At 69.5% G+C, this 17,959-nt stretch carries 14 protein-coding genes and 2 tRNA genes; 10 read left to right on the plus strand and 6 right to left on the minus strand.

Features of this window, described 5'->3' with window-relative positions; translation table 11 throughout:
- Nucleotides 1-82 precede the first annotated feature (82 nt).
- Nucleotides 83-1,537 (minus strand): amino acid permease, encoded by a 1,455-nt coding sequence (locus tag CTZ28_RS08775; RefSeq protein WP_121888697.1) that lies wholly within the window; start codon nucleotides 1,535-1,537, stop codon nucleotides 83-85.
- 207 nt (nucleotides 1,538-1,744) lie between these two features.
- On the opposite strand from CTZ28_RS08775, the gene CTZ28_RS08780 reads away from it, so the two are divergent.
- Nucleotides 1,745-2,233 (plus strand): ribose-5-phosphate isomerase, encoded by a 489-nt coding sequence (locus CTZ28_RS08780; RefSeq protein WP_121888698.1) that lies wholly within the window; start codon nucleotides 1,745-1,747, stop codon nucleotides 2,231-2,233.
- Nucleotides 2,234-2,279: 46 nt separating this feature from the next.
- Nucleotides 2,280-3,089, plus strand: a complete 810-nt coding sequence (locus tag CTZ28_RS08785) for an Fpg/Nei family DNA glycosylase (RefSeq protein ID WP_121888699.1) — start codon at nucleotides 2,280-2,282, stop codon at nucleotides 3,087-3,089.
- A 43-nt stretch (nucleotides 3,090-3,132) separates the two neighbouring features.
- Here CTZ28_RS08785 and CTZ28_RS08790 read toward each other — a convergent pair whose 3' ends face one another.
- Complete coding sequence (locus tag CTZ28_RS08790) at nucleotides 3,133-4,389, minus strand: GNAT family N-acetyltransferase (protein ID WP_121888700.1); 1,257 nt, start codon at nucleotides 4,387-4,389, stop codon at nucleotides 3,133-3,135.
- 162 nt (nucleotides 4,390-4,551) lie between these two features.
- On the opposite strand from CTZ28_RS08790, the gene CTZ28_RS08795 reads away from it, so the two are divergent.
- Complete coding sequence (locus CTZ28_RS08795; RefSeq protein WP_121888701.1) at nucleotides 4,552-5,712, plus strand: PP2C family protein-serine/threonine phosphatase; 1,161 nt, start codon at nucleotides 4,552-4,554, stop codon at nucleotides 5,710-5,712.
- Nucleotides 5,713-5,891: 179 nt separating this feature from the next.
- Here CTZ28_RS08795 and CTZ28_RS08800 read toward each other — a convergent pair whose 3' ends face one another.
- A complete protein-coding gene (locus CTZ28_RS08800; protein ID WP_121888702.1) occupies nucleotides 5,892-7,052 on the minus strand; it encodes an acyltransferase family protein in 1,161 nt (386 codons plus the stop codon).
- Nucleotides 7,053-7,501: 449 nt separating this feature from the next.
- On the opposite strand from CTZ28_RS08800, the gene CTZ28_RS08805 reads away from it, so the two are divergent.
- The gene (locus CTZ28_RS08805) at nucleotides 7,502-7,696 is read left to right on the plus strand and encodes a hypothetical protein (RefSeq protein WP_121888876.1); all 195 of its coding nucleotides are present in this window, start codon (nucleotides 7,502-7,504) and stop codon (nucleotides 7,694-7,696) included.
- Between the two features lie 102 nt (nucleotides 7,697-7,798).
- On the opposite strand, the gene CTZ28_RS08810 is transcribed toward CTZ28_RS08805, so the two are convergent.
- Nucleotides 7,799-8,332 carry a hypothetical protein gene (locus tag CTZ28_RS08810; RefSeq protein ID WP_147481121.1) on the minus strand — a complete coding sequence of 178 codons (534 nt, stop codon included), beginning with the start codon at nucleotides 8,330-8,332 and terminating at the stop codon, nucleotides 7,799-7,801.
- Between the two features lie 108 nt (nucleotides 8,333-8,440).
- Nucleotides 8,441-8,511: transfer RNA gene (locus CTZ28_RS08815), tRNA-Gly, on the minus strand.
- A gap of 175 nt (nucleotides 8,512-8,686) precedes the next feature.
- Between CTZ28_RS08815 and CTZ28_RS08820 the strand changes: the two genes are divergently transcribed.
- The 5 genes from CTZ28_RS08820 (at nucleotide 8,687) to clpX (ending at nucleotide 13,905) form a co-directional block, all read left to right on the plus strand.
- Nucleotides 8,687-8,763 (plus strand) — tRNA-Pro (locus CTZ28_RS08820).
- A 180-nt stretch (nucleotides 8,764-8,943) separates the two neighbouring features.
- Nucleotides 8,944-10,308, plus strand: coding sequence for a trigger factor (gene tig / locus CTZ28_RS08825; protein ID WP_121888704.1), 1,365 nt, complete (start codon nucleotides 8,944-8,946; stop codon nucleotides 10,306-10,308).
- A gap of 759 nt (nucleotides 10,309-11,067) precedes the next feature.
- Nucleotides 11,068-11,673 carry an ATP-dependent Clp protease proteolytic subunit gene (locus tag CTZ28_RS08830; RefSeq protein ID WP_121888705.1) on the plus strand — a complete coding sequence of 202 codons (606 nt, stop codon included), beginning with the start codon at nucleotides 11,068-11,070 and terminating at the stop codon, nucleotides 11,671-11,673.
- A gap of 67 nt (nucleotides 11,674-11,740) precedes the next feature.
- Nucleotides 11,741-12,406 carry an ATP-dependent Clp protease proteolytic subunit gene (locus tag CTZ28_RS08835; protein WP_121888877.1) on the plus strand — a complete coding sequence of 222 codons (666 nt, stop codon included), beginning with the start codon at nucleotides 11,741-11,743 and terminating at the stop codon, nucleotides 12,404-12,406.
- Between the two features lie 212 nt (nucleotides 12,407-12,618).
- A complete protein-coding gene (gene clpX, locus CTZ28_RS08840) occupies nucleotides 12,619-13,905 on the plus strand; it encodes an ATP-dependent Clp protease ATP-binding subunit ClpX (protein ID WP_121888706.1) in 1,287 nt (428 codons plus the stop codon).
- A gap of 93 nt (nucleotides 13,906-13,998) precedes the next feature.
- Here the strand turns inward: clpX and CTZ28_RS08845 are convergent, their stop codons facing one another.
- Complete coding sequence (locus tag CTZ28_RS08845) at nucleotides 13,999-14,973, minus strand: hypothetical protein (protein WP_121888707.1); 975 nt, start codon at nucleotides 14,971-14,973, stop codon at nucleotides 13,999-14,001.
- Nucleotides 14,974-15,110: 137 nt separating this feature from the next.
- On the opposite strand from CTZ28_RS08845, the gene CTZ28_RS08850 reads away from it, so the two are divergent.
- Complete coding sequence (locus CTZ28_RS08850; protein ID WP_121888708.1) at nucleotides 15,111-17,735, plus strand: valine--tRNA ligase; 2,625 nt, start codon at nucleotides 15,111-15,113, stop codon at nucleotides 17,733-17,735.
- Nucleotides 17,736-17,959: the final 224 nt, after the last annotated feature.

Consider the following 17,959-nt stretch of genomic DNA (forward strand, 5'->3'; position numbering starts at 1 on the left):
GCACCCCCATCCGCAGCCGTGGGCGGCAGGTCACCAGCCGGCCGAGCAGGCCACCGCGCAGTGGCGCGAGCCGCCGCCCCGTTCAGCCGACCGGTACCTTGTCCGCTCCCGGTTCGGTGGGCAGGGTGCGGTGGCGGCTTGCCGTTCGTTGCCGTAGCACCGCGATGACCACCACCGCGGCAGCGACCAGCAGCGACAGCAAAACCGTCGTCCGGCCGCTGCTCTCGCCCTCCGTGTCGGTGAGCATGTAGCCGAGCACGAACACGATCAACGCGGCGGCGCCCCAGGTCAGGTACGGGTACAGCCACATCTTCACGACCAGCTTCTCCGGCGCCTCACGCTGGATGATCTTCCGCATCCGCAGCTGCGAGAAGCAGATCACCAGCCAGACGAACAGAGCCACCGCACCGCTGGAGTTGACCAGGAAGAGGAACACCGAGTCCGGGAACCGGTAGTTGAAGAAGACGGCCACGAAGCCGAACAGCACCGAAGCGATGATCGCCGCCATCGGCACACCACGGGACGTGGCCCGCGCGAACGCCTTCGGCGCGTCACCCCGCTCGCCCAGCGAGAACGCCATCCGGGAGGCCGTGTACAGACCGGAGTTGAGACACGACAGCACCGAGGTCAGCACGATGAAGTTCATGATCTGACCGGCGTGCGGGATGCCGAGGGAGCCGAGCGCGGCGACATACGAGCCCTGCTCCTTGATGGCGGGATCGTCCCACGGCAGCAGCGCGACGACGACCAGGATCGACCCGAGGTAGAAGACCCCGATGCGCCAGATGATGCTGTTGGTCGACTTGGTGACGGCCCGCTGCGGGTCCGCCGACTCACCCGCGGCCAGCGTGGCGATCTCGCTGCCCATGAAGGAGAAGACCACGAGCAGCACCCCGGTGAGGACGGCCCCGGGCCCGTTGGGCAGGAAGCCGCCGTGGCCGGTGAGATTGCCGAACCCCGCCCGGTCGCTGTCCACGCCGGGCAGCACACCGAGGACGGCCAGCAGACCGATCACGATGAACGCGCCGATCGCCACGACCTTGATCCCGGCGAACCAGAACTCGAACTCGCCGTAGGAGCCCACCGAGACGAGGTTGGTCGCGGTGAGCACGACCATCACGATCAGGGCCCAGCCCCACTGCGGAACGGCGGGGATCCACCCCTCGAGGATCTTGGCCCCGGCGGTGGCCTCCACGGCCAGCACGACGACCCAGAAGAACCAGTACAGCCAGCCGATGGAGAACCCGGCCCAGCGGCCGAGCGCCCGGTCCGCGTGCGCGGAGAAGGAACCGGAGGCCGGATGGGCCGCGGACATCTCGCCGAGCATCCGCATCACGAGGACGACGAGCGTGCCGACGAGGGCGTACGACAGCAGGATGCCGGGTCCCGCGGCGGCGATACCCGAACTGGAACCGACGAAGAGGCCGGCTCCGATGACGCCGCCGATGGCGATCATCGACAGATGGCGGTTCTTGAGCCCGGCCTGGAGCCCGGTACCGGGGTCTCCGGTCGCAGGAGGGGACGGCTGCGAAGTCATGGGGGGAATTCCTTTGCGCCGGGTGTGGGGGATCCCGTACTGGGGGGTGTACGAGCCGGACCAGTGAATCCGAGGTGAACGGTTTCAGGAACCATTGAATCCGGATTGTTGCGTGACATTATCTTGGGGTTCTATGGCTTTACTCACATTTTCCCGAGCCGGAACCCGAAGCTGCCGCCCGGACGCCCCCGTGTCACACTGCTTGCCATGCGCGTGTATCTCGGCTCGGACCATGCGGGCTTCGAACTCAAGAACCACCTCGTCGAATGGCTCAAGGAGGCGGGTCACGACCCCGTCGACTGCGGCCCCCACATCTACGACGCCCAGGACGACTACCCGCCCTTCTGCCTCCGCGCCGCGCAGCGGACGGCCGCGGACCCCGACGCCCTCGGCATCGTGATCGGCGGCTCCGGGAACGGCGAGCAGATCGCCGCGAACAAGGTCAAGGGCGTGCGCGCGGCCCTCGCGTGGAGCGCGGAGACCGCCTCCCTGGGCCGTCAGCACAACAACGCCAACGTCGTGGCCGTCGGCGCGCGCATGCACTCGGCGGAGGACGCGACGGCGTTCGTCGAGACCTTCCTCAACACCCCGTTCTCCGGTGACGAGCGGCACATCCGCCGCATCGACATGCTGTCGGACTACGAGACGACGGGCGCCCTGCCCCCGGTCCCGGCCCACCACCCGCAGCAGGACTGAGTCACCCCCGGGCGCCGGCCCGGGCCAGGGGAGAGGACGCCACACCGTGCCGGAGGGGCACACGATCCACCGGCTGGCGCAGGACTACGCCGGCCGTTTCCGCGGCCTGCCCGCGCGCGTGAGCAGCCCCCAGGGCAAGTTCTCCGACGCGGCCGCCCTGCTCGACGGGGCGGAGCTGACCCGTACGGAAGCCCACGGAAAACATCTCTTCCTGGGCTTCCGCGACGCCGACTGGGTCCATATCCATCTGGGCCTGTTCGGTAAGGTGGCCTTCGGTGACGCCCCCGCGCCGCCGCCCACCGACACGGTCCGCCTCCGCCTCGCCAACACCACCTCGTACGTCGATCTGCGCGGCCCCACCACCTGCGCCCTGATCACCGACGCCGAGAAGCGGGCGGTCCACGCGCGCCTCGGCCCGGACCCGCTGCGCGCCGACCCCGACCCGGCCGCCGCCTACGCCCGGATCCGGCGCAGCCGCACCACGATCGCCGCCCTCCTCATGGACCAGAAGGTCATCGCGGGCGTCGGCAACGTCTACCGCGCCGAGGTCCTCTTCCGGCACGGCATCGACCCGTACCGCACGGGCCGGCACCTCAGGCCCGCCGAGTGGGACGCGATCTGGGCGGATCTCGTCGCGCTGATGCGCGAGGGCGTCCGGCACAACCGGATCGACACCGTCCGCCCCGAGCACACCCCCGAGGCGATGGGCCGGCCGCCGCGCGTCGACGACCACGGCGGCGAGGTGTACGTCTACCGCCGGGCCGGCCAGCCGTGCCACATCTGCGGCACCGCGATCCGCACCGCCGGCCTCGCCGCCCGCAACCTCTTCTGGTGCCCGACCTGCCAGCGGAACTGACCCCGCCGCGGCACCCGGGCCGCCGCCCCGCCGCCCGGGCCGCTCAGAACCCGTGCGGCAGCCACGGCGCGACCGGCGAGCCGAACGCAACCGACGCCTCCGTCAGCGCACCCTGCCGCAGCTCCCGCACCCGCCCGCCCGCCGCCAGCGACGTCAGCGGCACACCGCCCAGATACGCGGCCCCCAACTCCCGCACCGACAGCGCCAGCTCGGCCGGCTCCTCGGTGCGCGCGCACGACGCGCCCTTCGCGTCCCCGGTCAGCCGCCAACGCCCGGCGTTCCAGGGGCAGAAGTCGTCCTCGACCGCGAACACGACGTCCACCGGCGCCTGGTACGTCCGCGCCTCCAGCGCCGCCCCCACGTCCACCAGCCGCACATACAGCGAGTCCCGCAGCGTCACCCGGCAGCGGCGGATGTCCGACACCAGGTGCTGCCACGCCTCGTCCACCGGGCGCCCCCGCGTGTGCAGCGTCGAGGTCAGGTCGATGTCGAACAGGAACCGCCACACCGCCGCGCCCGCCGCCGGGTCCAGCGCCTCCAGGTCCGTCAGCAGCACGCTGCCCTTGGGCCCGGCCTGGTCCCAGTCCGGCCTGACCCGGAACCGCGCGTAACCGACCAGGTCCCCGTCCCGTTCGGCCACCACGCACTGCAGCGGCGAGGCGCCGTTGCGTTCGCTCTCCGGGTCGAGCAGCGCCACCCGCTCCCAGCGCGGCAGCCGCGCCACCATCCCGGGGCGCAGCGGCACCTGCCGGGCGTACAGCGCCTCGCACGCGTCGAGCACGTCGGCCGGCGCGGCATACCTCAGCCGTACGTCATCGGTGCCGGGCGGCACCGCGAGCCGCACCCGGCTCGTGTCGATCTCCGCGGTGGCCTGGAACGTCGCCGCGCCGTACCCGAACCGTCCGTAGATGTCCGGCTCCGACGCCGTCAGCACCGCCAGCGGCCGGCCCCAGGACCGTACGTCGTCCAGCTGCCGCCGCATCATCGACGTGAGCACCCCGCGCCGCCGGTGGGTGGCGGCCACGCCGACCATGGTGATGCCCGCGGCCCGCACCGGCGCCCCGCCGGGCACGGTCAGCCGGAAGTCGAACGCCCCGGCCGTGCCCACGCACGCGGCACCGTCCCAGGCGCCGATGGTGCGCTCCGGCTCGATCAGCTCCAGAGACAGCTGACGCTCCTCGGCCGCTTCGGACACGCCGCCGAAGGCGCGGACCAAGGTGTCGTACCAGCCGTCCAGCTCGTCGCGTCGCGCCGCCCGCAGCTCGATCCCGCGGTCGTTCCGTGCAAGGTCAGTTGCCATGGACCATGCGTATCAGGGCATTGGGGGATGAGCGAATGAATTTCCCCCAGGCGGCAGCGGGACGGCGTTCCGTGAAGTTCACTGTGAAGTTGGGCCTCGGACGGGGGACAACTGGAACCTCCCGTGCCAAGGGGCCGGTCCGATCGATAGGGTCCCGAACTAATGGCAGCAGGAAGAGAGCGGCGCGGGAAGGCCGAGACCTTCACGGCCCGGTGGCGGATGCAGTGGCACCGGGCCCGCGTCGGCCTGCGCCGAAGCGCCGTCGACTACTTCCGCGGCAACGGCTCGGACTGGATCGCGCTGGCCGGACTCCTGCTGACCGTCCCGGTGCTCACGGCCATGAGCCTCGCCAACTCGGTGTGGTTCTCCCCGGCCGCCCTGGTGCTCCCGATCGTCGTGGGCGGGCTGCTGCTGCGCCCGGCGAGCCTGCTCGGGCTGTACGCGGCGGCGGCCACGGCGCTGATCGTGGAGTCGGTACGACTCGGGCCGTACACCGAAGGCCCGTCCCGGGTCACCCCCGGCGTGGTCCTCGTGGTCGCGGCCTGCGGCTTCTTCGGGCTGCTCACCGCCCAGTTCCGCAGCCGGGTGGGGGTGCCCTGGCGGCGCGGCGGCACGATGCTGTTCGACCTGCGCGAGCGGATCCGGGTGCAGAGCAAGCTGCCGAAGCTGCCGCAGGGCTGGCACCGGGAGATGGCGCTGCGGCCCGCCGGCGGGCAGTCGTTCTCCGGCGACTTCGTGGTCGCGGCCCGCACGAACGGCGGGCGCACCCTGGAGGTCGTGCTCACGGACGTGTCCGGCAAGGGCATGGACGCGGGGTCGCGGGCGCTGCTGCTGTCCGGCGCGTTCGGCGGCCTGCTGGGCTCGCTGCCCCCGCACGCCTTCCTCCCGGCCGCCAACGGCTATCTGCTCCGCCAGGACTGGGACGAGGGCTTCGCCACCTCGATCCATCTCGTCCTGGACCTCGACTCCGGGGACTACGAGTTGTACACGGCCGGCCATCCGCCGGGCCTGCAGCTCAGCGCGGGCAGCGGGCGCTGGGAGGAGAAGGCCGCCGAGGGCCCGCTGCTCGGCGTGTACGACGGCGCCCAGTTCGACCCCACGAAGGGCTCACTCCGCCCCGGGGACGTCCTGATGCTGTTCACGGACGGTCTGGTGGAGACCTCCGACCGGGACATCGTCGAGGGCATGGACCGGCTCACCGGCGAGGCCGACCGCTATGTGGCAGGCGGCTTCCACGGAGCCGCCTGGCACCTCATCGAGGCGGTGGCCAAGGACGTAAACGACGACCGAGCCCTCCTACTGATCAGCAGAGAGGCCTCGTGAGCGGCTCCGCCAGCGACAACGCCCCTTTAAGGGGCGCGGGGCTGTATCGATGTGCGGCTCCGCCGCGTGGGCGCGATCAACCACAACGAACCCGCAGCCGCCGACGAAGCCAAGCCGCACATCCGTAGGCGCACGACAACGCACCCGCACGCCACATTCCCCGCCCCACACCAGCGAAGCTACACAGGGAGCTTGGCCCGCTCCCGCTCCCGCACCCCACCACCGGCACCCCGCGCCGCTTCCCGCCGAAACGCCCACTCCAACCTAGGCTCCACCGCGAAGCGGAACACCCGCTGCACAGGCCGGGTGCACAGCAGCGTGACGGCGCCCCCCGCAAGCAAGCTCACCAGGATCTCGCCGAACGGCCCATGCAACCAGCCATGGTCGAACCAGCCCTGGTAGTCGGCGAACTTCACCACAAAACCATGCAGCAGATACCCGTACAACGTGCCCGCACCGAACGCGGTGAACCACGTCTTCCGGCGCGGCACCAACGCGAAGAAGCACGCGGTCAGCAGCAGCGAGCAGCCGAACAGGACGAGCACCATGAGCGGACCGCACCACCACGGCACACCGAGTTCCTGCGCCGAGTCCCGGTGGTAGAACCACGCGGCCTGCATCCGCGGCACCGCCCACCAGCCGAAGACGAGCGCCGCCGCGAACACCGGTACCGCGGCGATCCGCACCCAACGGCGCCGCACGAGCTGGAAGTGCTCCGGCTTCATGCACAGGCCGAGCACGAAGTACGGCAGGAACTGCAGGACGCGCTGCAGATCGAGGTCGTCGCCGATGCTCGGCGAGACGGTCGCCAGCATCGCGATGCCGAACGCCACCGGCAACGGCCAGCGGATCGCCTTCCAGATCGGCGTCGTCAGCCGCCAGATGAACAGCGCGCACAGGAACCAGGTGAGATACCAGGGATCGAGGAGGCTGATCTCCTGGTCGGGGGAGTGATCGACGTACCGCTTGAAGAGCGGGTACGCCGTCTCGAAGACGATGTACGGCACGGCGACACCGGTGACGAGGCGCCTGAGCCGGTCCGGGCGCATGTCGAAACTGCGCGAGAAGAAGCCGGAGATGATGATGAACGCCGGCATGTGGAAGGCGTACACGACCATGTACGCGCCCTGGAGCACACGGCTGTCGCCCTTCAACGGCTCCCACGCGTGTCCGATGGCCACGAGGACGATCGCCAGGTACTTGGCGTTGTCGAAGAAGGCGTCGCGCTGCTTGCCCGGTCTTGCCTCCGGGCTGCGCGCGTCGGGCACTCCGTTCCGCGGCGACTGTGCCGGGGGGAGCGACCTTCGGTTCGGGCCGGGGGACGAGGCGGCATCAAACATCTGAGGCACCCTAGCGTTGTCCGCTGGTTTTCGTAAAACTCCCCCGCGGTTTCCTGGTTAGGGCTTCGAGTACCCGCGGATTTACCGAACTCGCCGTTCCTGGGCGCGTGATGATGAGCACATTGTCGGTCGTAGATCGCCCTCAATGTACTGATTCATCCGGACTCATTGGTGCATAGCGCCGTCTCCGTGCCGATGGGTGGCGGCAATTCGAATTACCAGCGAACGTGATGTGTGGGCCGTGAAACGGCGTTCCGTAATTACCGGTCGATACCCGCGCGGGTGCGCCCTCGAATTACTGTACGGGCCGCGCTCAGGGACGGGGCCGTGGCCAACGATGCGTCACGCGCCGCATAGCTCGGCCGGGTTGGTGGCACGATGGTTCTGGCGGGGGGTGCCGGGCAGCATCCCCGGGCCGGGAGAGCGGACCGACCGAGGGTGTGATCAGTGTGGCCATTTCACTGTCCGTGGTGCTGATGTTGGCGATCGTCCTTGTGGTGTTGATCCGAGGGGGGAGCATCAAGCCCGGTCCCGCCGTCGTCGCCATCCTCTTCGGCTTCTTCCTGGCCTCGACCGGCATGGCCCCGTCCATCCAGCGCTTCCTCGACTCGATAGCCGAGACGATCAACTCGATCAGCTTCTGAGCGGGGCCGCTTCGCGCGGACCGGCGACGGGGGACGGCCAACGGCACCAAGGCGATCACCTACGGCTGCCTCGGCCGTCTCGGCTCCCCGGAACAGGGCGGCTCAGGGCGCCGCGGCGGCGGAAGGGGCGCTGCAACCACCCACCCCTCGGAACGCCAGCCCCTCGAACGGCTCGGCTCCGCCCTGCTGTTCGGCCGCTGGCCCGAAGGAGACGCTCTTCTCCGAGACCGTTCCGGCGACCAAGGTCAGCATCCACCCGTCCTTCTCCAGTCTCCAGCCGTCGGCGGCAGCCGACGAGCGCTGCCTCGTCTCGCGCCAGCCGCGGTCCTCCAGTCCGGCGACGACCTTGGTGACGGCCTTCGGATCCGGCTTGGTGCCGGCTCGGACGACGGCGCCCACCTCGCAGGTACTGAGCAGCGCCTCCGCGGCGACGAAGCGCGGTGACCCGAAGCCCCCGGCGGCGACGGCCGCCCGGATGTCGCCCCGCACCGCGTCAGGGGTCACCGTGGCCTGGTCCGCCGCCACGGCCGAGCGGCCCCCGCCCTTTGCTTCCGCGCCTGAGCGTTCTTCGCCACCGCAAGCTGTCAGCGCCACGGCGGCCACGATCACCGCTGCGGCCGTCCCCACCCTGCGCATTTCTCTCCCCACCCCTTGGATCACCCAGGCAGGGGCGGAGCTTCGGCCCCCGCAAACGATCAGGGCCAGATCGGGGATTGACCCTCTGACCTGGCCCTGAGCCGTGAGAGCGGGCGACGGGAATCGAACCCGCGTAGCTAGTTTGGAAGACTAGGGCTCTACCATTGAGCTACGCCCGCAGCTGGTGTGCCGCTGGTCGGACGACCGCGGCACAGAAGGCATCGTAGCGGGTCACGCGCCGCGGAGGCCAACGCGTTGGTCTGCGTGTACGCCGCTGAGCATGCCGGGGGAGAGACGGCCGGTAAACGGGCCGACGTATCCCGTCCGGGCATGTACCCTACGTGTCGCACCAGACGGGGTGTGGCGCAGCTTGGTAGCGCGTCCGCTTTGGGAGCGGAAGGCCGTGGGTTCAAATCCCGCCACCCCGACCACCGACCGAGGGAACCCCTCGGGATCGCCTTTTGGGGCGCTGACCGGCTGCGGTTACTATGCAAGCTGCGCGCCCGTGTGTCCCGGCCCACTCGGCCTACGAACTCCTCCGGGCGGCGAAATCCGCCGGACCTCTCTGGCCCCGGCAGAACCCAAGATGTCAGCCACAAGGAGACCGAACCGTGAAGAGCGCCGTGGAGACCCTGAACCCGACCCGGGTTCGGCTCACTGTCGAGGTGCCCTTCGAGGAGCTCAAGGACAGCCTCGACGCGGCGTACAAGAAGATCAACCAGCAGGTCACGGTGAAGGGCTTCCGTAAGGGCAAGATCCCGGCCCGCGTCATCGACCAGCGGTTCGGCCGTGGCGCCGTGCTGGAGGAGGCCGTCAACGACGCGCTCCCCAAGTTCTACACGGACGCGGTCAACGAGGCCGAGCTGAACCCGCTGGGCCAGCCCGAGGTCGACATCACGGAGCTGAAGGACGGCGAGACGCTGAACTTCACCGCCGAGGTCGACATCCGCCCGGCCGTGGAGATCCCGGACTACTCCGGCATCGAGGTCGAGGTCGACGCCATCGAGGTCACCGACGAGGACATCGACAAGTCGGTCGAGCAGCTCCGTGAGCGGTTCTCCTCCACCACCCCGGTCGAGCGCGCCGCCGAGGACGGTGACGTCGTCACCATCGACCTGGAGGCCAAGGTCGAGGGCGAGGTCCTGGAGGACGGGGTCGCGGAGGGCGTCTCCTACACCATCGGCTCCGGCGAGCTGCTCGACGGCATCGACGACGCCGTCAAGGGCCTGGAGGCCGGCGGCGAGGCCACCTTCACCTCCGAGCTGAAGGGCGGCTCCGCGGCGGGCAAGGAGGCCGAGGTCACCGTCAAGGTCACCCAGGTGGCCGCCCGGGAACTGCCCGCGCTGGACGACGACTTCGCGCAGCTCGCCTCCGAGTTCGACACGCTGGAGGAGCTGCGGGCCGACAGCCGCAAGCGCCTTGCGAACATGAAGCAGTACGACCAGGCCACGCAGGCGCAGGAGCGGGTGCTGGACAAGCTGCTGGAGCTGGTCGAGGTCCCGGTCCCCGAGAAGCTGCTCGAGGACGAGATCAACACCCGCAAGCACAACCTGGAGCACCACCAGCTCGCCCAGATGGGTCTCACCCTCGACAAGTACCTGGAGCTCCAGGGCAAGACCGCCGAGGAGCTCGAGACCGAGACCCACGAGGCCGCGATCAAGGGCATCAAGACCCAGTTCGTCCTTGACGAGCTGGTCAAGGTGGAGAAGCTCAACGTCAACCAGGAGGAGCTGACCGAGCACCTCATGCGGCGTGCCGCCTCCTCCGGCATGTCCCCCGACCAGTTCGCCCAGGCCGTCGTCGAGGGCGGCCAGGTGCCGCTGCTGGTCGGCGAGGTCGCCCGCGGCAAGGCCCTGGCCGTCGTGGTCGAGGCCGCCACGGTGAAGGACACCAACGGCGAGATCGTCGACCTGGACGACGAGGACGAGGACGAGACGGAGCCGACCGAGGCCCCCGAGGAAAAGCCCGAGTCCTGACCCCACACAGACACACAGGGGCCCCTGGGAACTCCCAGGGGCCCCTCCCATCCCAGCCGCCCCCCAAAGGGACGCGGGGAGCCCCCTACGGCCCCTCCCCGACCCGCCCGAGCGGCAGCCCACCCAGGGGCGCGGGGAACTGCGCGCTCAACCACACCCCACCCGCACAGGCCCCACTACGGCCGCTCCCCAAAGGGGCGCGAGGAACGGCGCGACAAGCCCCCACAGCCCCGCGCAGGCCCCCCGCGGCCCCCGGTCCCTCCCCGACCCGCCCGAGCGCCAGCCCACCCAGGGGCGCGGGGAACGGCGCGTTCAACCACGACGCACCCGCACAGGCCCCACTACGGCCGCCCCCCAAGGGGGCGCGGGGAACTGCGCGACAAGCCCCCACGGCCCCGCACAGGCCCCGCACGGCCCCTCCCACGGCGCTCGCCCCCAAAGCCCCCCGGCCCCTCCCCGACCCGCCTCAGCGGCAGCCCACCCAGGGGCGCGGGGAACGGCGCGCTCAACCACAACCCACCCGCACAGCCCCACCACGGCCGCCCCCCAAAGCCCCCCGCAGGGACCTTCACCGGCTACGCCCCCGGCGAACACCCCCTTCCGCGGGATTCCCCGAAGGGACCCGCGCGTTAGGGTCCATGAATACGAGGGCAGAGGAGTCTCCCGAAGCCCCCGGCAGGATTACGCAGGATTACGCAGGAACACGTAAGACGGCCCGGCGCCGTCGTAAGACGAGCAGGTGGATACGTGACGAATCTGATGCCCTCCGCCGCCGGCGAGCCTTCCATCGGTGGCGGCCTCGGTGACCAGGTCTACAACCGGCTGCTCGGTGAGCGGATCATCTTCCTCGGCCAGCAGGTTGACGACGACATCGCGAACAAGATCACCGCACAGTTGCTGCTCCTCGCCGCCGACCCGGCGAAGGACGTCTTCCTCTACATCAACAGCCCCGGCGGTTCGGTGACGGCCGGCATGGCGATCTACGACACCATGCAGTACATCCCGAACGACGTGGTCACGATCGCCATGGGCATGGCGGCGTCGATGGGCCAGTTCCTGCTGACCGGCGGTGCCGCCGGCAAGCGGTTCGCGCTGCCCCACGCCGACATCATGATGCACCAGGGCTCCGCGGGCCTCGGCGGCACCGTCTCGGACATCAAGATCCAGGCCGAGTACCTGATGCGCACCAAGAAGCGCATGTCCGAGCTGACCGCGCGGCACTCCGGCCAGACCGTGGAAACGATCATCCGTGACGGCGACCGCGACCGCTGGTTCACCCCGGAGGAGGCCAAGGAGTACGGTCTGATCGACGAGATCATCACGCATGCCTCCGGTGTTCCGGGAGGCGGCGGCACCGGTGCCTGACCGGCCCGGCCACGCCACGCACCGCCGAGACTCCAGCCCCCAGAACGCCACCAGGACGGTGAACCTCATGAACAACTTCCCCGGCGCCGCCAGCGGCCAGTACGACGGGCCCCGGCCCGACAGCCGCTACGTCATCCCGCGCTTCGTGGAGCGCACCTCCCAGGGCATCCGCGAGTACGACCCGTACGCGAAGCTCTTCGAGGAGCGCGTGATCTTCCTCGGCGTCCAGATCGACGACGCCTCCGCCAACGACGTCATGGCGCAGCTGCTGTGCCTGGAGTCGATGGACCCCGACCGGGACATCTCGATCTACATCAACAGCCCGGGCGGCGACATGACCGCCCTGACGGCGATCTACGACACGATGCAGTTCGTGAAGCCCGACATCCAGACGGTGTGCATGGGCCAGGCCGCCTCCGCGGCCGCCATCCTGCTCGCCGCCGGCACGCCGGGCAAGCGCATGGCGCTGCCGAACTCGCGCGTGCTGATCCACCAGCCCGCCGGCAGCACCGGCCGCGGCCAGCTCTCCGACCTGGAGATCATCGCCAACGAGTTCACGCGCATGCGCACGCAGCTGGAGGAGATGCTGGCCAAGCACTCCAACCGGCCGATCGAGCAGGTGCGCGAGGACATCGAGCGCGACAAGATCCTCACGGCGGAGGAGGCACTCCAGTACGGCCTGGTGGACCAGATCATCTCCACCCGCAAGATGAACAACGAGAGCGTCCGCTGATCCGGAGCATGGGTCTCCCCTGTGCGAAGAGCACGAAGAAGAGCACAAAGGGGACGTCCTTTCCCACCCTTGGCGCGGTGCACGTCAAAGTGAACCGTGCCAAGGGGGGCCCGAACGGGGGGCTCGGCAAGGTACCGTCGGACATAAGGCAGCACCAGGAGTCGCTGGACTCGTGACGTCCAGGCGTCTCCCAGGCGAAGGGGAAGCACACCGTGGCACGCATCGGTGACGGCGGCGATCTGCTCAAGTGCTCGTTCTGCGGCAAGAGCCAGAAGCAGGTCAAGAAGCTCATCGCAGGGCCCGGTGTGTACATCTGCGACGAGTGCATCGACCTCTGCAACGAGATCATCGAGGAGGAGCTGGCGGAGACCAGCGAGGTGCGCTGGGAGGAACTGCCGAAGCCCCGCGAGATCTATGAGTTCCTCGAGGGCTACGTGGTCGGTCAGGAGGCCGCCAAGAAGGCCCTGTCCGTTGCGGTGTACAACCACTACAAACGGGTCCAGGCGGGCGAGAACGGCGGCGCCCAGGGCCGTGACGACGCCATCGAGTTGGCGAAGTCCAACATCCTCCTGCTGGGCCCCACGGGCTCCGGCAAGACCCTCCTCGCACAGACCCTCGCGCGCATGCTGAACGTCCCCTTCGCGATCGCCGACGCCACGGCGCTGACGGAGGCGGGCTACGTGGGCGAGGACGTGGAGAACATCCTGCTCAAGCTGATCCAGGCGGCGGACTACGACGTCAAGAAGGCCGAGACCGGGATCATCTACATCGACGAGATCGACAAGGTCGCGCGGAAGAGCGAAAACCCCTCGATCACCCGGGATGTCTCGGGCGAGGGCGTCCAGCAGGCCCTGCTGAAGATCCTGGAGGGCACCACGGCCTCCGTCCCGCCGCAGGGCGGCCGCAAGCACCCGCACCAGGAGTTCATCCAGATCGACACGACGAACGTGCTGTTCATCGTGGGCGGTGCCTTCGCCGGCCTGGAGAAGATCATCGAGTCCCGGGCCGGTGCCAAGGGCATCGGCTTCGGCGCGACGATCCGCTCCAAGCGCGAGCTGGAGTCCAAGGACGTCTTCGAGGACGTCATGCCGGAGGACCTGGTCAAGTTCGGCATGATCCCCGAGTTCATCGGCCGTCTCCCGGTCATCACCTCGGTGCACAACCTCGACCGCAAGGCGCTGCTGCAGATTCTGGTCGAGCCGCGTAACGCCCTGGTGAAGCAGTACCAGCGGCTGTTCGAACTCGACGGTGTGGAACTGGACTTCGAGCGTGAGGCGCTGGAGGCCATCGCCGACCAGGCGATCCTGCGGCAGACCGGCGCCCGCGGCCTGCGCGCCATCATGGAGGAGGTCCTCCAGGCGGTGATGTACGAGGTGCCGTCCCGCAAGGACGTGGCCCGCGTGGTCATCACGGCGGACGTCGTCCTGTCGAACGTCAACCCGACCTTGATCCCGCGCGATGCCCGCGGCCGGGGCCCGGGCGAGCAGAAGACGGCGTAGCCCGAAGCCCGCGTCCGCACAGCACAGAGCCCCGGCCGTATCGAGACGGACCGGGGCTTTCGTGCGCTGTGCGGACGCGGGGGAGCGGTGGCGTCAGGCCTTGACGCGCACTTCCTTGCGGAGCTTGGCCGTCGTCTCGGCCGCGGCCGCCGGGTCGGTGGCCTTGCCCGCGGCGATGTCCGAGTACTCCATCGGCATCACGAAGCCGACGGTGCTGTGGTCACCCCACACGCAGTACGTCACGCCCATCTTCTTCGCCATGCCCGACGAGGCGTTGGCGGAGTTGTCGATGCTCGCGCCCTGGCACTTGAGGATCGCGCCCTCCAGCGAACTGGGCTTGTACTCCTTGGGACTTCCCTCGAAGGTGACGTCCTCGTCCTTGGACTCCTGCTTCATGGCGGCGAAGAGACCGTCCACGGCCTTCTCCGGGTCGTCGATGGAGCCGTAGACGCCGCCGAACGAGATGATCTTGCCGCCCAGCGGGTTGTTCTCGTCCTTCACCTCGTAGGAGGCGCTGACGTCCTTGGGGTCCTTGACGCCCCACGCCTCGGCGTCCTTCAGGTCGTTCTTCGACATGCTGTCGCTGTCGCTGCCGGACTTCTTGTACTCGGTGAGCACCGTCTCCGGCGTGGTCAGCTTGTGCGGGCCGTCGTCGGCGATGCCGGAGCCGCTGCCGCCGCCCCCGCCGAGCACGAAGTAGGCGCCGACCGCGATGGCCGCGACCACGGCCACCGCGCCGATGATCAGGCCCGTCTTCTTCTTGCCGCCACCGGGGGCCGGGGGCTGCGGGACGCCGTAGGGCTGCTGCCCATAGGGCTGCTGGCCGTACGGGGGCTGCTGCGGGGGAACACCGCCCTGCTGCGGATAGCCGTAGCCGGGCTGGGCCGGAGGCGTCTGCTGCGGGTAGCCGTAACCGGGCTGCGGCTGCTGCGGCGGCACGGGCGGCTGCTGGGGGTAGCCATAGCCGGGCTGGGGGGCCTGCGGCGGCTGGCCGTAGGGGCCCGGCTGGCCGTACGGTCCAGGCTGCTGGGGCTGTCCGCCGTACGGGCCCGGCTGGTTGTGACTCATCTCTGGGTTCCCCTCCAGATGCTTATGTGATCCTGACATCCTCGCTCAGTCACACGAAGCACACCGCATCGGGGGTTGCACCGTTACGGAACAAAGGCGTTTCGGGACTGGGTCGTGACACCTCTAAACTGACCCCCGTGACCGAGAACGCTCAGCAGCAGCCACCAGCGCCCGACACCGAACTGCCGACCCAGTACGCGCCGGCCGATGTAGAGCGGCCGCTGTACGAGCGCTGGGTAGAGCGCGGTTACTTCGAGGCCGACGCGAAGAGCGACAAGCCTCCGTACACCGTCGTCATCCCGCCGCCGAACGTCACCGGCAGCCTGCACCTCGGGCACGCCTTCGAGCACACCCTCATCGACGCGCTCACGCGCCGTAAGCGCATGCAGGGTTACGAGACGCTGTGGCAGCCCGGTATGGACCACGCCGGCATCGCCACACAGAACGTCGTCGAACGCGAGCTGGGCAAGGAGGGCAAGTCCCGGCACGACCTGGGCCGGGAGGCCTTCGTCGAGCGCGTCTGGCAGTGGAAGGCCGAGTCCGGCGGGCAGATCTCCGGGCAGATGCGCCGCCTCGGCGATGGTGTCGCCTGGTCCCGTGAGCGCTTCACCATGGACGAGGGCCTCTCGCAGGCCGTCCAGACCATCTTCAAGCGGCTCTACGACGACGAGCTGATCTACCGCGCCGAGCGCATCATCAACTGGTGCCCCCGCTGTCTGACGGCGATCTCCGACATCGAGGTCGAGTACCAGGACGACGACGGCGAACTGGTCTCCATGAAGTACGGGGACGGGGACGACACCATCGTCGTCGCCACGACCCGCGCCGAGACCATGCTCGGCGACACCGCGGTCGCCGTCCACCCCGAGGACGAGCGCTACCGGCATCTGATCGGCAAGCTCATCAGGCTGCCGCTCACCGACCGCTCCATCCCCGTCGTCGCCGACGAGCACGTCGACCCGGAGTTCGGCACCGGCGCCGTCAAGGTCACCCCGGCGCACGACCCGAACGACTTCGAGATCGGCCAGCGCCACGACCTGCCCGCCATCACCGTGATGGACGAGCACGCCGTCATCACGGTCCCCGGCCCCTTCCTGGGCCTGGACCGGCTTGAGGCCCGCTCCGCCATCGTCGGCGCCCTGCGCGCCGAGGGCCGGATCGTCGCCGAGAAGCGGCCGTACGCGCACAGCGTCGGCCACTGCTCGCGCTGCAAGACCACCATCGAGCCGCGCCTGTCCATGCAGTGGTGGGTCAAGGTCGGCCCGCTGGCGAAGGCCGCCGGTGACGCCGTCCGCGAGGGCAAGGTCACCATCCACCCGCAGGAGATGGAGAAGCGGTACTTCGACTGGGTCGACAACCTCCACGACTGGTGCATCTCACGGCAGTTGTGGTGGGGCCACCGCATCCCGGTCTGGTACGGCCCGGACGGCGAGGTCGTCTGCGTCGGCCCCGACGAGCAGCCGCCCACCGGTGAGGGCTGGACGCAGGACACGGACGTCCTCGACACCTGGTTCTCCTCCGGCCTGTGGCCGTTCTCCACGCTCGGCTGGCCCGAACAGACCGAGTCGCTCGCGAAGTTCTACCCGAACTCCGTCCTGGTCACCGGCTACGACATCCTCTTCTTCTGGGTCGCCCGGATGATGATGTTCGGCCTGTACGCGATGGACGGCACCCCGCCGTTCCACACCATCGCCCTGCACGGCATGGTCCGCGACCAGTTCGGCAAGAAGATGTCGAAGTCCTTCGGCAACGCGGTCAACCCGCTGGACTGGATGGACAAGTACGGCTCCGACGCGCTCCGGTTCACCCTCGCGCGCGGCGCCAACCCCGGCGTCGACGTGCCGATCGGCGAGGACTGGGTCCAGGGCTCGCGCAACTTCGCCAACAAGATCTGGAACGCGACCCGCTTCGCGCTGATGAACGGCGCCACGGTCGAGGGCCCGCTGCCGGACGCGTCGCGGATGTCCGCGACGGACCGCTGGATCCTCTCCCGCCTGAACTCGGTCGTCGCCGAGGTCGACGCGTACTACGACGACTTCCAGTTCGCCAAGCTGTCCGACGCGCTGTTCCACTTCGCCTGGGACGAGGTCTTCGACTGGTACGTCGAGCTGTCCAAGACCACCTTCCAGGCGGGCGGCGAGGCGGCCGAGGTCAGCAAGCGGGTCCTCGGCGAGGTCCTGGACGTCACGCTCCGGCTGCTGCACCCGGTCGTCCCCTTCGTCACCGAGACCCTGTGGACCACCCTCACCGGCGGCGAGTCGGTCGTCATCGCCGACTGGCCCACCGACCGTGGCTTCCGGGACGCGGACGCCGAGCGGGAGATCGAGACCCTGCAGTCCGTGATCACCGAGGTCCGCCGGTTCCGCGCCGACCAGGGCCTCCAGCCGGGTCAGCGGGTCCCGGCCCGGCTGACCCTGGACGGCACGGCCCTCGCCCCGCACGAGGCGGCCATCCGCCAGCTCCTCCGCCTCCAGCCGGAAGGCGACTCCTTCACGGCCACGGCGACCCTGCCGGTCGCGGGTGCCGAGGTCGCGCTTGACCTGTCCGGCACGATCGACGTGGCCGCCGAGCGCAAGCGTCTCGCCAAGGACCTGGCCGCCGCGGAGAAGGAGCGCCAGCAGGCGGAGGCCAAGCTGGGCAACGAAGCGTTCCTGGCAAAGGCCCCGGCCCAGGTGATCGAAAAAATCCGCACCCGCCTGACCAAGGCGACCGAGGACATCACCAGAATCCAATCCCAACTGAACAACCTCCCCCAGACCTAACCCCCACCGAAGCCCCCCGGCCCCAACCCCCGGGGGGGCTTTTCACACCCCTTGAGGAAAACCGGGGGCACTATGACGGAGGCCAGCGACAGCAGCCCTGAAGGGGCGCGGGGAACGGCGCGACAAGCCACGACGCACCCGCAGCCGGCGATCAAGGCAATGCCACCCCGATCCGCCGCCGCAGGCACGACGCACCGGCAGTCGGCAACCAAGGCGATGCCACC

This window comes from Streptomyces shenzhenensis (assembly GCF_003688995.1).
GTDB lineage: Bacteria > Actinomycetota > Actinomycetes > Streptomycetales > Streptomycetaceae > Streptomyces > Streptomyces shenzhenensis_A.

What these genes read in the sequence shown, in the direction of transcription:
- CTZ28_RS08775 (WP_121888697.1), bottom strand. Translation starts at nt 1,537, where the DNA reads ATGACTTCGCAGCCGTCCCCTCCTGCGACCGGAGACCCCGGTACCGGG.
- CTZ28_RS08780 (WP_121888698.1), top strand. Translation starts at nt 1,745, where the DNA reads ATGCGCGTGTATCTCGGCTCGGACCATGCGGGCTTCGAACTCAAGAAC.
- CTZ28_RS08790 (WP_121888700.1), bottom strand. Translation starts at nt 4,389, where the DNA reads ATGGCAACTGACCTTGCACGGAACGACCGCGGGATCGAGCTGCGGGCG.
- CTZ28_RS08795 (WP_121888701.1), top strand. Translation starts at nt 4,552, where the DNA reads ATGGCAGCAGGAAGAGAGCGGCGCGGGAAGGCCGAGACCTTCACGGCC.
- CTZ28_RS08800 (WP_121888702.1), bottom strand. Translation starts at nt 7,052, where the DNA reads ATGTTTGATGCCGCCTCGTCCCCCGGCCCGAACCGAAGGTCGCTCCCC.
- CTZ28_RS08810 (WP_147481121.1), bottom strand. Translation starts at nt 8,332, where the DNA reads ATGCGCAGGGTGGGGACGGCCGCAGCGGTGATCGTGGCCGCCGTGGCG.
- CTZ28_RS08830 (WP_121888705.1), top strand. Translation starts at nt 11,068, where the DNA reads ATGCCCTCCGCCGCCGGCGAGCCTTCCATCGGTGGCGGCCTCGGTGAC.
- CTZ28_RS08835 (WP_121888877.1), top strand. Translation starts at nt 11,741, where the DNA reads ATGAACAACTTCCCCGGCGCCGCCAGCGGCCAGTACGACGGGCCCCGG.
- CTZ28_RS08845 (WP_121888707.1), bottom strand. Translation starts at nt 14,973, where the DNA reads ATGAGTCACAACCAGCCGGGCCCGTACGGCGGACAGCCCCAGCAGCCT.